The sequence below is a fragment of the Streptacidiphilus cavernicola genome (genome assembly GCF_042510955.1).
GTDB lineage: Bacteria > Actinomycetota > Actinomycetes > Streptomycetales > Streptomycetaceae > Streptacidiphilus > Streptacidiphilus cavernicola.
Map to the genome: position 1 here is coordinate 53,367 of NZ_JBHFAB010000012.1, position 14,638 is coordinate 68,004.

The 14,638-nt window shown below is 73.8% G+C and carries 11 protein-coding genes; 4 read left to right on the top strand and 7 right to left on the bottom strand.

All coding sequences use genetic code 11. The annotated features are described in order from the left end of the window. Nucleotides 1-31: 31 nt before the first annotated feature. A complete protein-coding gene (locus ACEZDE_RS17410) occupies nt 32-4,747 on the top strand; it encodes a DNA repair ATPase (protein ID WP_380537200.1) in 4,716 nt (1,571 codons plus the stop codon). Here the strand turns inward: ACEZDE_RS17410 and ACEZDE_RS17415 are convergent. From ACEZDE_RS17415 to ACEZDE_RS17435, 5 genes are all read right to left on the bottom strand, one after another. Further along, complete coding sequence (locus ACEZDE_RS17415; RefSeq protein WP_380537201.1) at nt 4,735-5,763, bottom strand: PucR family transcriptional regulator; 1,029 nt, start codon at nt 5,761-5,763, stop codon at nt 4,735-4,737. The genes ACEZDE_RS17410 and ACEZDE_RS17415 overlap by 13 nt on opposite strands. Before the next feature lie 84 nt (nt 5,764-5,847). Beyond that, nucleotides 5,848-6,435 carry a vitamin K epoxide reductase family protein gene (locus ACEZDE_RS17420; RefSeq protein ID WP_380537202.1) on the bottom strand — a complete coding sequence of 196 codons (588 nt, stop codon included), beginning with the start codon at nt 6,433-6,435 and terminating at the stop codon, nt 5,848-5,850. Beyond that, the gene (locus ACEZDE_RS17425; RefSeq protein ID WP_380537203.1) at nt 6,432-7,247 is read right to left on the bottom strand and encodes a thioredoxin domain-containing protein; all 816 of its coding nucleotides are present in this window, start codon (nt 7,245-7,247) and stop codon (nt 6,432-6,434) included. Before ACEZDE_RS17425 ends, ACEZDE_RS17420 begins: the two co-directional genes overlap by 4 nt. Nucleotides 7,248-7,370: 123 nt before the next feature. Further along, entirely contained in the window at nt 7,371-8,063 is a 693-nt protein-coding gene (locus ACEZDE_RS17430) for a hypothetical protein (protein ID WP_380537204.1), read from the bottom strand. Between the two features lie 119 nt (nt 8,064-8,182). Beyond that, nucleotides 8,183-8,407, bottom strand: coding sequence for a hypothetical protein (locus tag ACEZDE_RS17435; RefSeq protein ID WP_380537205.1), 225 nt, complete (start codon nt 8,405-8,407; stop codon nt 8,183-8,185). A 171-nt stretch (nt 8,408-8,578) separates the two neighbouring features. On the opposite strand from ACEZDE_RS17435, the gene ACEZDE_RS17440 reads away from it, so the two are divergent. Continuing rightward, complete coding sequence (locus ACEZDE_RS17440; protein ID WP_380537206.1) at nt 8,579-9,400, top strand: integrase; 822 nt, start codon at nt 8,579-8,581, stop codon at nt 9,398-9,400. 33 nt (nt 9,401-9,433) lie between these two features. Here ACEZDE_RS17440 and ACEZDE_RS17445 read toward each other — a convergent pair whose 3' ends face one another. Together ACEZDE_RS17445 and ACEZDE_RS17450 are read right to left on the bottom strand one after the other, a co-directional pair. Then, on the bottom strand, nt 9,434-10,387 hold the full coding sequence (locus tag ACEZDE_RS17445) for a pirin family protein (protein ID WP_380537207.1): 954 nt from the start codon (nt 10,385-10,387) through the stop codon (nt 9,434-9,436). A gap of 107 nt (nt 10,388-10,494) precedes the next feature. Further along, on the bottom strand, nt 10,495-11,025 hold the full coding sequence (locus ACEZDE_RS17450) for an SseB family protein (protein WP_380537208.1): 531 nt from the start codon (nt 11,023-11,025) through the stop codon (nt 10,495-10,497). A gap of 116 nt (nt 11,026-11,141) precedes the next feature. Between ACEZDE_RS17450 and ACEZDE_RS17455 the strand changes: the two genes are divergently transcribed. Both ACEZDE_RS17455 and ACEZDE_RS17460 read left to right on the top strand, forming a co-directional pair. Continuing rightward, a complete protein-coding gene (locus tag ACEZDE_RS17455; protein ID WP_380537209.1) occupies nt 11,142-12,974 on the top strand; it encodes an acyl-CoA dehydrogenase in 1,833 nt (610 codons plus the stop codon). A gap of 332 nt (nt 12,975-13,306) precedes the next feature. Further along, entirely contained in the window at nt 13,307-14,614 is a 1,308-nt protein-coding gene (locus ACEZDE_RS17460) for a M18 family aminopeptidase (RefSeq protein WP_380537210.1), read from the top strand. The last annotated feature ends 24 nt before the right edge of the window (nt 14,615-14,638 follow it).

Genomic DNA, 14,638 nt, shown 5'->3' on the forward strand with positions numbered 1-14,638 from the left:
ATCGACACAGCGCGAGGAGTCGGAACAAGCCATGGGCGTCGAGGACGGCACCTACCAGGTACTGCGGGCACGGCTCGCCGACCGGGCCGCCGAGTTGGGGCGGCGGGTCGCGGCGCTGAACGCCCGGCGGCAGGAGGTCTTCGGCGCCCCGGCCCTGGAGCTGTCCGGGTCCGCCCGGCTGCGGACCCGGGGCGAGGCGGTGGCCTGCGGGGTGGTGCCGGTCCGCCCCGGCGTGCTGCTGCTGGGGACGTCCGCGCCGACCCTGGCCGACGGCATGCTGTCGCTGCACGCCCCGGACGGCGGCCCGGCCGAGGCCCCGGGGCTGCTGGACGACGACCGGTTCCGGCACGACCTGGCCGAGCTGCTGCGCTACTTCCGCGACGCCCGGCTGGTCGACCTCTGCCGGACCCCGGCCGGGCGGCTGCTCGCGGTCTTCGCCACCGACCCGGCCGGGGAGGACCTGCGGGTCCTGCGCTGGCAGGTGACCGACGACCGGGTCGAGTACCTGGACGCCTACGGCGAGCGCGACCTGCCCCGGCCCCCGGCCTTCGAGCAGCTGGACTGGATTCCCACCGGCCGTGAGCAGCACCGGGACGAGCGGGTGGCCGTCGGCGACTCCGGCGTCTCGGTCGCCACCACCGGCGGCAGCCTCACCGTCCGCGCGGCGGACGGGCGGCTGCTGCACCGGGAGCCGGTGGACGAGCCGCTGCAGAGCCTCGCCGACGCGGCGGTCGCCTACGCCCCGCTGGCGCCGTTGCTGCTGCTCCGGATCCGGCCCTACAACGAGCCGGAGGACCGCTACCTGGTCGTCAACACCCGTACCGGGGGCGTGCGTCGGCGCGACGCGCTGGCCCAGGGCTGCCGGCTGCTGCCCGCCGAGCAGGGGCTGATCTTCCCCGGCGGCTACGAGCTGGCCGACGGCACCCACCGCGGTTTCCGCACCGACACCGCCGGGCTGCGATTCGACGCGGTGGTGGCCGCGCCCAACGGCGAGGACCTGCTCTACGTGCTGCGCCGGCCCGGCCGGTCGCAGGTGCTGCTGCTGCCCTGGAACACCCTGCGCCGGGAGGCCGCCGCCCCGCTCTACGGGGCCGGGCACGCGCTGCTCGCGGACGGCGCGCTGGTGCTGCTCAAGCCGGCCGGCGAGCCGGTCCGCGGGCACGAGGTCCAGCTCTGGCGCACCCCGTTCAGCAGCGCCGAGTTCGCCGCCGAACAGCCGGTCGGCACCGGCCCGCTGGCCCGGATCGGCAACGCCGACCTGGTCCGCGGCATCGCCGACTGCCTGGACGTGGTCCGGCTGGCCGGGGCGGCCGACCCGGACGCCGGGGTGCTGCTCGACGCCTGCGCCAAGGCCGCCGACCGGCACCACTGGCTGGGCGACTCCTGGCCGGAGGACCCGGACCTGCCCGCGCCGCTGCTGCAACCGCTGGCCGAACTGCGGGCCGCGGCCGAACAGGTGGGGGCCGAGCAGGCCCGGATCGGCGCGCTCACCGCGCGGGCGGCCGACGCCGTGGCCGAGGCCGGGGAGCAGGCCGCCTCGCTGCTCCGCCGCTCGCAGGGGGAGACCCGCGGCGACGCCGACGCCTGGACCGCGCTGCTCACCGAGCTGCGCCGGGCCCAGGGCCGGACCCGGCTGCTGCGCGAACTGCCGCGGGTCGACCTGGCTGCACTGGAGGCCGTGGAGGCTTCCCTGGCCGAGGAGTTGGGCTCGGCCACCCGGCGCGCGCTGGCCTTCCTGGCCGATCCGGAGGCGGACGCCTTCGCCCGTCCGCTGGCCGCGGCCAGGGCCGCCGCCGACGAGGCGGCGGCGGTCGGCACCGCGGCCGAGGCGACCCGGCTCGCCGAGCGCCTGGCCGAGCAGGCCGAGGCCCTGTCCGGGGTCACCGACCTGGTCACCGGCGCGCAGTCGGACGACGCCGAACCCGAGGACCCGGGCGCCACCGCCGCCGCGACGGCGGTGCTGCTGAACATCGGCGAGGTGCTGGCCGCGGTCAACCGGGCCCGCGCGGTGCTGGAGGGACGCCGCAGGACGCTGCTGGACAGCGAGCACCGGGCCGGGTTCGCCGCCGAGTCCGCGCTGCTGGCCCAGGCCACGACCGCGGCGCTGGCCGCCGCGGACACCCCGGCCGCGGCCGACGACCAGCTGGCCCGGCTGCTGCTGCGGCTGGACGGCCTGGACGCCCGCTTCGCCGAAGCCGAGGACCTGGCCGAGCAGTTGACGGTCCGTCGGGAGGAGGTGCAGCAGGTCTTCGCGGCCCGGCGGCAGGCGCTGCTGGACCAGGCCGCGGCCCGCGCCGACCGGCTGGCGGTGTCGGCGGCGCGCGCGCTGACCGCGCTGGCCCGGCGGCTGGCCGGGCTGCGCGCCCCGGAGGAGGTGCACACCGCGCTGGCCGCCGACCCGATGGCGGTCCGGGTCCGCGCCGCCGCGGCGGAGCTGCGCGCGCTCGCGGACCCGGTGCGCGCGGCCGAGCTGGAGGACGGCCTCACCGCCGCCGCTCAGACCGCGGTCCGGGCGCTGCGGGACCGGGCCGAGCTCTCCGACGACGGCGGCGCGACCGTCCGGCTGGGACGGCACCGGTTCGCGGTCCGCCGCGAGCCGCTGGAGCTGACCCTGCTCCCGGACGGCGACGGCGGGTTGGCCTTCTCCGTCACCGGCACCGGCTACCGCCGCGCCGCGACCGACGCCGGTCTGCTGGCCGGGCGGGAGTTCTGGACCCAGCCGCTGGTCAGCGAATCACCCGAGCTGTACCGGGGGGAGTACCTGGCGACGTCGCTTTTGGACAAGGAGCTTGACCATTCGCTGATCAGTGCGGTCCGCCACGCGGCGGAAGGGGCGTACGACGAGGGCTACGAGCGGGGGGTGCACGACCAGGACGCGGCGCTGATCCTGGACGCGCTGCTGCGGCTGCGGGCCGGCGCCGGGCTGCTGCGCTACCCGGCCGCCGAGCGGGCCGCCGCCCAGCTGTTCTGGGCCCACGGCGCGCACGAGGCGGCCAGGGACAGGTGGCGCCGCCGCGCCCGCTCACTGGCCCTGGCCCGCAGCACCTTCGGCCCGACCCCGGCCCTGGACCAGCTCGCCGCCGAACTCCGGCAGGCCGTCACCGAGTTCACCGCGGCCGCCGGCCTCCCGCTGCTCACCGGCGGCCCCGGCCCCGGTGCGGGCACCGCCGCGGGCGGGTACCTGCTGGAGGAGCTGGCCGCCGCCCCCGACGGCTTCGCGACCAGCACCGCGGCCCGCACCCTGCTCGACAAGTTCCAACGCACCCTGGGAAGTTCACAGCTCGCCGACGACCTGGCCGGGCTCGGCGGCGACCTCGCCGCCCAGCACCAGCTGGCCACCGCCTGGCTCACCGCCTACGCCGAGGCCACCACCACCCCGCCCGCGGACCTCGCCGAGGCCACCGCCCTGCTCTGCGCCCCGACACTGCCCCGCTACGACCTCACCGCCCCGCTCGCCGAGACGGTCGAGGGCCTGCTCGGCAGCCACCCCCGGATCGAGGACGGCGGCCGACTGACCGTCAGGATCGACGAACTCCCGTATCGAGCAGCACAGTTCCGCGAACAGCGGGTCCCGGCCCACCGCGCCTTCCAGCGACAGCGCGCGGACGCCCTCAGTGCCGAGCGCACCCGGCTCCGGCTGGACGAGTACCGCCCGCGCCCGCTGGCCGGCTTCGTCCGCAACCAGCTGATCGACCAGGTCTACCTCCCGCTGCTCGGCGACAACCTGGCCAAGCAGCTCGGCGCGGCCGACTCCCGCACCCCGGACCGCAGCGGCCTGCTCCTGCTGCTCTCCCCGCCCGGCTACGGCAAGACCACCCTGCTGGAGTACGTCGCCGACCGGCTCGGCCTGCTGATGGTCCGCGTCGACGGCCCGGCCCTCGGCGCGGGCACCACCTCGCTCGACCCGGGCCGCGCCCCGGACGCCGCCGCCGCCCGCGAGGTCGAGAAGATCGTCTTCGCGCTGCGGGCGGGCAGCAACGTCCTGCTGCACCTCGACGACATCCAGCACGTCTCGGCGGAGCTGCTGCAGAAGTTCATCCCGCTGTGCGACGCCCAGCGCCGGATCGAGGCGGTCAGCGACGGCGCCGCCCACAGCTTCGACCTGCGCGGCCGGCGCTTCGCGGTCTGCCTCTCCGGCAACCCCTACACCAGCAGCGGGCAGCGGTTCCAGATCCCCGACATGCTCGCCAACCGCGCCGACGTGTGGAACCTCGGCGAGGTGCTCACCGGCCGGGACGAGCTGTTCGCGCTGAGCTTCCTGGAGAACGCGCTCGGCGCCAACCCGGTGCTGGCCCCGCTGGTCGGCGGCGACCCGGCCGACCTGCGGCTGCTGCTGCGGATCGCCACCGGCGACCCGACCGCCCAGTCCGACCAGCTCAGCCGCCCGCTGCCGGACCTGGACCGGATCCTCGCGGTGCTCACCCGGCTGCACCGGGTGCAGCGGACCGTGCTCATCGTCAACCGCGCCTACATCGCCTCCGCCGCGCAGCAGGACGCCGCCCGCACCGAGCCGCCGTTCCGGCTCCAGGGCTCGTACCGGACCATGGCCGCGCTCGCGGCGCGGATCGACCCGGTCCTCGACGACGCCGAGATCGAGGCCCTGATCGACGACCACTACCTCGCCGAGGCGCAGACCCTCGGCAGCGCCGCGGAGGCCAACCTGCTCAAACTCGCCCGCCTCCGCGGCCGGAGCACCCCGTCCCAGGACACCCGCTGGCAGCAGCTCACCAGCCGCTACCCCGGATGACCGGCCTCGGCCGGCCACCCCAGCAGCCGGGCCCCGAGCGCCGCCGTCTCCAAGGTGTACCGCTGCAACGCGTCGTCCGGATCGAGCCCGCTCAACTGCGCTATCCGCTCCAGCCGGTAGGACAGCGCCCGCACGCTCAGCCCCAGCCGCCGCGCGGCCTCGGCCGCCACGTACCGGGACTCCGCGTACACCGCCAGGGTGTCCAGCAGCGGCTTCGCCCCGCCCCTGGCCGTGGTCAGCGGCCCCAGCACGCTGCGGACCAGGTCCTCCAACGCGTCCCGGTCCCGCAGCAGCACCGGCAGCACCAGCAGGTCCGCGGCCCGCAGCAGCCGTCCGGCCAGATTCAGCCGGGTCGCCTGCTCCAGCGCGGTCCTGGCCTCCTCGTACGAGCGGACCACCCCGCCGGGCCCGCTGTGCGGGCGGCCGACCACCACCCGCCGCCCCTCCGTCAGCGCCGCGAACGCCTGCACCGCGGGGGTCTCGCCGGCGCCGCCGGGGACGATGCAGACCAGCCGCCCGTGCTTCACCGCGAGCAGCACCTCCTGGTCGCCGAAACGTCCCAGCAACTGCCGTTCCACCCCGCGGACCAGCGGGTCCTCCAGGTCGTAGCCGTCGCCCTCGGCCACCGCGACCACATGCGCGCAGGCCAGGTTGAGGCCGAACCGCTCCGCGTGCTCGGCCAGCCGGCCGAGGTCGCTGCGGCTGCTCAGCAGGTCGGCCAGGAACTCCCGGCGCGAGGCCTCCTCCCGGTGCAGCCGGTGCCGGTAGGCCCGCCCGTGCCCGGCGGCCACCGCGGCCACCCCGGCCCGCAGCGCCGCCATCGACGCGGCCTCCACCGTCCGCCCGGCCCAGACCGTACCGGCCGCGGCCAACTGCTCGTCGATCAGCTCGGCCAGCCCCCGCCCGGTCGCCGCGGCCCGGTCCCCGTCCGCCCGGAGCTGCTCCAACTCCTCACGCCGCAACCGCCGCCCGGTAGCGGCGACCTCTCCCAGCACCTCGGCCCACCCAGCGGACATGACCCGGCTTCCTCCCCTGCACCGCCAACGACGCGCCAGGTTAACCGCCCCGCCCCCGCGGCTTCGCACCGGGACCCGCCCAACTCAGAGCAGCGTCTGCCAGTAGTACCAGAAGCGGTTGAGCACCATCAGCGCGATGGCCAGGTACCAGCAGGCCGGGACGACCCAGTGCCAGCGGGCGACCGCGGCCAGGCCGGGTCGCCAGGATTCCGGGAGCGGGATCACCCGGCGGCTGAGGTTGCGCAGGGTGGTGTACCAGAACAGCGGGATCACCGCCGCCCACACCGCGATGCAGTACGGGCAGACCGCGCCGATCCGGTAGAGGGTCTGGAAGATCAGCCAGTGCACGAAGCCGATCGCGAACAGCACCCCGGCCTGCAGGCCCAGCCAGAACCAGCGCGGCAGCCGGGCCCCGCCCAGCGCCGCGACGCCGATCGTCACCACCACGGCGAAGCCGGCCACGCCGATCAGCGAGTTGGGGAAGCCGAAGGCCGACGCCTGCGGGGTGCCCATCACCGATCCGCAGCTGATGATCGGGTTGATGTTGCAGCTGGGGACGTAGGACGGGTTCTCCAGCACCCGGATCTTCTCCAGGGTCAGGGTGACCGCCGCCGCGAGCCCGACCCCGCCGGCCAGCACCAGCAGCCAGGCGTACCGCCGCCCCGCCCTCACTTCTTGGCCGCCGCGGTCTGCCGCACCAGCGCCTCGAACTGCGCCGGGCTGACCGGGTTGCCGCTGTTGTCGAACAGGGTCAGCGTGGTGCCGTTGAGCAGCACCGTCGGCGTCCCGGTCACCCCGCTGCTGCTGAACGCCGCGCCGACCTTCTCCGCCCAGGGCTTGTACGTGCCGTTCCGCACCGCCGCGTCGAACGCGGCGTTGCGCAGGCCCGGGACCTTGGACGCCAGCGCCAGCAGGGTGTCCGTGTTGGCGAAGCCGTCGTTCTGCTCGTCCGGCTGGTTGGCGTAGAGGACGGTCCTGAACGCCTCGTACTTCGCCGGGCTCTCGTTGAGCGCGGCCCCGGCCGCGGCCAGCGCCGTCACCGACCCCGAGCCGCCGAGGTTGTCGTCCAGGAAGGTGCCCATGTGGTACTGGATCTTGTAGGTGCCGTCGTCGGCCAGCTGCCTGATGGTCGCGCCGTCGGTCCGCTCCAGCTTGTCGCAGATCGGGCAGCGGAAGTCCTCGTAGACGTCCAGGGTGTTCGGGGCGTCGGCCTTCCCGTAGACGATCACGGTGCCGCCGGGGCCCGAGGTGTTCGCCGGGACGGTCACCGCCGCGCTCGGCGCGGTGGCCTTCGCGGACGAGCCGCCGTCGGCCAGCGCGATGCTGCCGCCGACGCCCGCGGCCACCACGACGGCCGCGGTCAGCGCGATCACCGCGTTCCTGCGCCGGGTGGCCGTCCTGCGCTCGCGCTCCCGCGCGGCGGCGACCCGGTCGCGGGCCGAGCTGCTGTTGGTCTTCTTGCTGTTGGTCTTCTTCGTAGGCATGGCTGTCATCGCTTCCTGCTCCGGGAGAGGTACGGGGAACGTGCTTCCGGGCACGCGCAGGCAGCAGCGATGAGACGTCGTCGACGTGAGACGTCGTGGACGTGAGAAGGAGAGGCGCGCTGCCTAGCGCATGCCAGGCAGCAGCGGCGGACCACGCCGCCGCGCGGTGCGCAGCAGTACGTCCTGGGGGCCCGGTCGGCTCCGCCGCGGTGCCGGGGGCGCCGAGATCCCGGGCGTCCGCGCCACCGGGACCAGCAGCGCCAGCAGCACCGCCCGCAGCGGCGCCAGCGCGACCGCGGCCAGCACCGTGACCGTCCGCAGGGTGCGGAACACCGCGGCCTCGCCGCGCCGCAGCCACAGCGCGGCGAGCAGCGCCGCCAGCAGGTGCACGGCCAGCAGCAGGGCGAACTGCCAGGCCGAGAGCGCGTTCGGCAGCGACAGGTGCAGCAGCCCGGGTCCGACCGGGGAGGCGGTGGGGCCGTGCAGGTCGCCCCCGCCGCAGAGCAGCAGGGTGGGCAGCCCGTTCAGGGCCCGGCCGGGCGGGACGCCGGGACCGCAGCTCGCCTGCCCGATGTTGAAGGCGGCGTTGAGGACCAGCTCCAACGGCACCAGCAGCGCCGCGATCCTGGCGTAGCCGCGTTCGCCCTCGGCCGCCAGCAGCAGCGCCAGCAGGAACACCGCGAGCCCGGCCCACAGCGCGGTGGCGACCGGCAGGGGCGCGCCGGTGGCCAGCAACTGGCCGCCCGCGGACAGCGAAAGGGACACGCCGGCGAACACCGCCGCGCGCGCGACCCTGAGCAACACCGTCCCACCCACGCCGGGGAGTATGTCAGCCGGCGCGTGTGGGCACGGTAAACCCGAGCTGTCCGTCGGCCGGGCACGACGAACCCGGCCATCAGCGATCTGCCTGGCCGGGTTCTACCGCAAGCCGTGCGTCAGAGTTTGCTGAGCTTGCTGAAGGGGGTCGGGATGCGGAGCTGACGGGAGCCGAAGTCGACCATGACCGCGGTCTCCCCCTCGACTCCGATGATCCGTCCGAGCCCGTGCTGGTCGTCCGTCACCAGATCCCCGACGGTGAAGACCTCGGGAGTCGGGGGTTCGGCAGGTGCCTTGAAGGGACTGGTGGGCATGTGGCGCCGGGTCGCGGCGGTTCTGGTCATTACCAGCAGTATGCGCCTGTCGAGGGGCGCCCGGCAGGTTCGCCGCCGAGTTGAGATGAGATCGAGGCCCGCGCACCGGATCGAACGGCAGTGGCAGCCGGGCCACCGCTGCGGGGGACAACGGAGTCGAAGCCCTGTCCCGGACCGGGTCCCGCGCGCACACTGGTGGCCATGCGGGTGGAGATGGCGGGGGAGTCGCAGCGCCCGGACCGGGTGAGCGAGGACTACGCGGCGGCGACGCCGGAGGCCCTGGTGCTGCTGGACGGTTCGAGTTCGCCTGCGGCGATGGAGTCCGGCTGCGAGCACGGGACGGCCTGGTACGCGCGCCGGCTCGGCGTGCACCTGCTGGCCAGGATGGTCGACCGGCCGGACCGGACCATGGCGCAGTGCCTCAGCGACGCCATCGCCGAGACCGCGTCGCTGCACGGGGCGCGCTGCGACCTGGCGCACCCCAACACCCCCGCCGCGATGGTGGTCGCGGTCCGCCGGCACGGGCCCGCGCTGCAGTACCTGGTGCTGGGGGACGCGCTGCTGGTGCTGGATCGTTTCGGCACGGTCGGCGTGGTCGGCGACAACCAGCCCTTCCCGGCCGGGGCTTCGTTGCGCCGCGAGGTGCACGCCACACCCCCGGGCACGCCGGAGCGCGCGGCCCTGCACATGCGCTACGCGCTGGCCGTGCGCGCCGCCAGGAACACCGGGCGCGGGCCGTGGATCGCCGCGGCCCTGCCCAAGGCGGCCGAGCACGCGGAGACCGGCTCGGTCCCGCTGGCCGAACTCCGCTCGCTGGCCGCGCTGTCGGACGGGGCCTCGCGCTACGTCGAACGCTTCGACCTGGGCAGCTGGCCGGACGCACTGGCCCTGCTGGACGACCAGGGCCCGGCCGAACTGCTGCGCCGGGTGCGCCAGGTGGAGGCCGAGGACGCCGACTGCACCCGCTGGCCGCGCGGCAAGGTCCGCGACGACGCGACCGTCCTCTACGCCCGGATGCCCTGACGCCAGCCGGACGAACAGGCAGAGCCAGATGACTCAGGCTCCGGTCGGAACCGTCCCCAGTCGTCCGGCCTGGAAGTCGTCGAAGGCCTGGGCCAGTTCGGCGTGGGTGTTCATCACGAACGGCCCGTACTGCAGCATCGGCTCACGGATCGGCTGCCCGCCGAGCAGAACCACCTCGAAGTTCTCGCTCCGGGAGTCCTGGACCGCGTCGGCGCGGATGGTGAGCGACTCGCCGTGGCCGAACACGACCGCCTGCCCCATCCGGAACGGTCGGCCCTCCTGGCCCGCCGAGCCGCTGCCGGCCAGCCCGTAGGCGAGTGCGTTGAAGTCCGCCCGCCAGGGGATGGTGATCTCGGCGCCGGGGTTGACCGACGCATGGATCATGGTGATCGGCGTGTGCGTCGCCCCCGGGCCCTGGTGGCCCGCGATCTCTCCGGCGATCAGCCGGACCAGCGCCCCGCCGTCCGCGGACGCCAGCAGCTTGACGTTGCCGCCGCGGATGTCCTGGTACTTCGGCGCGATCATCTTGTCCGCGGCCGGGAGGTTGACCCAGAGCTGGAGCCCGTGGAACAGTCCGCCGCTCATGACCAGCGACTCCGGCGGGGCCTCGATGTGCAGCAGGCCCGAGCCCGCGGTCATCCACTGGGTGTCGCCGTCGGTGATCACACCGCCGCCGCCGTGCGAGTCCTGGTGGACGAACGTGCCGTCGATCAGGTAGGTGACGGTCTCGAAGCCCCGGTGCGGGTGCCACGGGGTGCCCTTGGGCTCGCCCGCCTGGTAGTCCACCTCGCCCATCTGATCCATCATGATGAACGGGTCGAGCCGCTTGTAGTCGATGCCCGCGAAGGCGCGGCGGACCGGGAAGCCCTCGCCCTCGAAGCCGCTCGGCGCGGTGGACACCTGGACCACGCGGCGGGACTCGGCGCCCTCGGCCGCGCTGGCGATGCGGGGCAGGGCCAGCGGATTCTCGACGGTCACAGCAGGCATGACGACCTCCTCGATGCGTGGCGGCAGGCTCTGCCGACAGCACCGAGATTAGTTGATGCGTCAACCGATAGCAAGTTGAAGTTTCAACCAGACCCCACCGGGCCGGGTCAGCCGTACATCCTCCGCATGGTGAAGTCGACCATCTGCTCCACGGCCTTGGCGTCGAACACCATCCGGTGCTCGCCCTCCATGTCCATCGCGAAGCCGTAGCCGGTCGGCAGCAGGTCCAGCACCTCGGCGCCGGTGACGGTGAAGTACTTGGACTCCTTGCCCGCGTAGCGGCGCAGTTCCTTGAGCGAGCTGAACATCGGGATCACCGGCTGCGGGGTGTTGTGCAGCGCCAGGAAGCCCGGCCGCTCGCCGCGCGGGCAGTACACCTTGGAAGTGATGAAGATCGACTGGAAGTCCTCGACCGGCAGCCCGCCGGAGGTGAAGGCGCGGACCGCGTCGGCGAGCGAGGGCGGCGAGGGCTCCGGGTAGAGCGGGGGCTGCGGCTGCTGCGGCCCGTAGCCGCCCATGTCGGCCCCGGGCATGCCGGGGCCCATCCCCTGGCCCGTTCCGGGCTGGGGCCCCTGCTGGTACGGGCCGCCCTGGTAGCCGGGTCCGGCGCCGTTCGTCGTCTGCTCGTAGCCGTACACGTGCCCAAGGTTATCGAGTTCACAGCCACCCTGACGGCCCAGTGGGGTTGAATTAAGTTACCTACGGGTAGCATTATGATCCCGGCACCTACCGACGCGATGACCGGAGAAGTTCGATGGGTCACTACAAGTCCAACCTGCGCGACCTCGAGTTCAACCTCTTCGAGGTGCTCGGCCGCGACGAGGTCTACGGCAGCGGTCCCTTCGCGGACATGGACGTGGAGACGGCCAAGAGCATCCTGGCCGAGATATCCCGCCTGGCCGAGAACGAGCTCGCCGCCTCCTTCGCCGACGCGGACCGCAACCCGCCGGTGTTCGACCCGGCGACCAACACGGCCCCGGTGCCGGAGACCTTCAAGAAGAGCTACCACGCCTACATGGACGCCGAGTGGTGGCGCCTCGGCATCCCGGAGTCCATCGGCGGCACCCCCACCCCCAACAGCCTGATCTGGGCGTACGCGGAGATGGTGCTCGGCGCCAACCCGGCGATCTGGATGTACTCCTCCGGCCCGGCCTTCGCCGGCGTCGTCGCCGACGAGGGCACCGAGGAGCAGCTCAAGGTCGCCAAGCTGATGGCCGACAAGGGCTGGGGCGCGACCATGGTGCTCACCGAGCCGGACGCGGGCTCCGACGTCGGCGCCGGCCGCACCAAGGCGGTCCAGCAGGCCGACGGCACCTGGCACATCGAGGGCGTCAAGCGCTTCATCACCTCGGGCGAGCACGACATGTCCGAGAACATCATCCACCTGGTGCTGGCCCGCCCCGAGGGCGCCGGACCCGGCACCAAGGGCCTGTCCCTCTTCATCGTGCCGAAGTACGACTTCGACTGGGAGACCGGCGAGCTGGGCGAGCGCAACGGCGCCTACGCCACCAACGTCGAGCACAAGATGGGGCTCAAGGCCTCCAACACCTGCGAGATGACCTTCGGCGCCGACCGCCCGGCCAAGGGCTGGCTGCTCGGCGAGAAGCACGACGGCATCCGGCAGATGTTCCGGATCATCGAGTTCGCCCGGATGATGGTCGGCACCAAGGCCATCGCCACCCTCTCCACCGGCTACCTGAACGCGCTGGAGTACGCCAAGGAGCGGGTGCAGGGCCCGGACCTGGCCGAGTTCCTGGACAAGGCGGCCCCCCGGGTCACCATCACCCACCACCCGGACGTCCGCCGCTCGCTGCTGACGCAGAAGGCGTACACCGAGGGCATGCGCGCGCTGGTGCTGTACACCGCGAGCGTCCAGGACGAGATCCAGCTGCTGAAGTCCCGCGGCGAGTCCGCGGACGCGGCCGAGCGGCTGAACGACCTGCTGCTGCCGATCGTCAAGGGCTACGGCTCGGAGAAGTCCTACGAGCAGCTGGCCCAGTCGCTGCAGACCTTCGGCGGCTCCGGCTACCTGCAGGAGTACCCGGTCGAGCAGTACATCCGGGACGCCAAGATCGACACCCTGTACGAGGGCACCACCGCGATCCAGGGCCAGGACTTCTTCTTCCGGAAGATCGTCAAGGACCAGGGCCAGGCGCTGACCGCGCTGTCCGAGCAGATCCAGAAGTCCATCGCCAACGGCCTCGGCGGCGACGACCTGGCCGACGAGCGGGAGCAGCTCGCCGCCTCGGCCGGGGACCTGGAGGCCATCGTCGGCGCGATGCTGAACCAGCTCGCCTCGGTCGAGACCGACACCCGCAACATGTACAAGGTCGGTCAGAACACCAGCCGGCTGCTGCTGGTCTCCGGCGACGTGGTGATCGGCTGGCTGCTGCTGCGCCAGGCCGCGGTGGCCCAGGCCAAGCTGGCCGAGGGCGGTGCCTCGGCCAAGGACACCGCGTTCTACCAGGGCAAGGTCGCGGCGGCGCGCTTCTTCAGCCGGACCGTGCTGCCGACGGTGCACGCGCAGCGGCTGATCGCCGAGGGCATCGACAACGCGATCATGGACCTGCCGGTCGAGGCGTTCTGAACCGTCCTTCCGCAGTCCCTTCGCAGTCCCCGCCGAGGGCCCCGGGCGCAGTGCGCCCGGGGCCCTCGGGCGTTCCCGCGCGGTGGCCGACCCGGCGGCCGACCCGGCGGTGACCGGGATTCGACGTACAGATGTCCGACAAGGAACCGGGAAGCGCATATACCGGCAGCGGCGGCTCTCGGGCTACTGACGGGTCGGGCGCCGGGCCGGGCGTAGGCTCGGACGCATCGGAGCCCGCGGGCTCCCCGATCACCGAGACCATGGAGATCACGGAGCCCTGGACCCGTCCGGCTCCGTCCCGTCCCGGGACCCCCCTCACCCCTGGAGCAGCATTGACCAGCGCAGCCGGCGCGGGCCGCGTCGCCTTCGACCGCAGCCACACCGACGACCTCATCGCCTTCCTGCGGGCCAGCCCGTCGCCGTACCACGCGGTGGCCAGTGCCGCGGAGCGACTGGAGAAGGCTGGCTTCCGGCAGGTCGAGGAGACGGCGGTGTGGGAGGCGACCCCCGGTGGCCGCTACCTGATCCGCGGCGGAGCGATGATCGCCTGGTACACCCCCGAGGGCACCACCCCGGCCACCCCGTTCCGGATCGTCGGCACCCACACCGACTCGCCCAACCTGCGGGTCAAGCCGATCCCGGACACCGGCGCGGCCGGCTGGCGGCAGGTCGCGGTGGAGATCTACGGCGGCGTGCCGCTGAACACCTGGCTCGACCGCGACCTCGGCCTCTCCGGCCGGCTGGCCCTGCGCGACGGCAGTGCCCGGCTGGTGCAGCTGGACGAGCCGCTGCTGCGGGTCCCGCAGCTGGCGATCCACCTGGACCGCGGCGTCAACGACGGCCTGGCACTGGACAAGCAGCGGCACCTCACCCCGATCTGGGGTCTGGGGCAGCCGGACGAGGGCTCGCTGATCGGCTACGTCGCGGAGGCCGCCGGGCTCGACCCCAGGCAGGTGGCCGGCTGGGACCTGATGGTCCATGACATCCAGCCGCCGTCCTACCTGGGCCGCGACCGCGAGCTGCTGGCCGCGCCGCGGCTGGACAACCTGCTCTCGGTGCACGCGGCCACGGCCGCGCTGGCGGCGGCTGCCACGGGCGGGGCGGACCTCCCGTACATCCCGGTGTTCGCCGGGTTCGACCACGAGGAGAACGGCAGCGAGTCCGACACCGGCGCGCAGGGCCCGCTGCTCGGGACGGCGCTGGAGCGCTCGGTCTTCGCCCGCGGCGGCACCCTGGAGGACCGGGCCCGCGCCCTGGCCGGGACGGTCTGCCTGTCCTCGGACATGGGCCACGCGGTGCACCCCAACTACAGCGAGCGGCACGAGCCGGGCCACCGCCCGTTGCCGAACGGCGGCCCGATCCTCAAGGTCAACGTCAACAACCGCTACGCCACCAACGGGGTCGGCCGCGCGGTCTTCGCGGCGGCCTGCGAGCGGGCCGGGGTGCCGTGGCAGACCTTCGTCTCCAACAACGCGATGCCCTGCGGCACGACGATCGGCCCGATCACGGCGGCCCGGCTGGGGATCGCCACGGTCGACTGCGGCATCGCCGCGCTGTCGATGCACTCCTCCCGCGAACTGTGCGGCGCGGACGACCCGTTCCTGCTTGCAGCAGCGCTGAAGGCATTCCTCGAGGGCTGACCGGGGGCGGGAGCACCCGGGCGG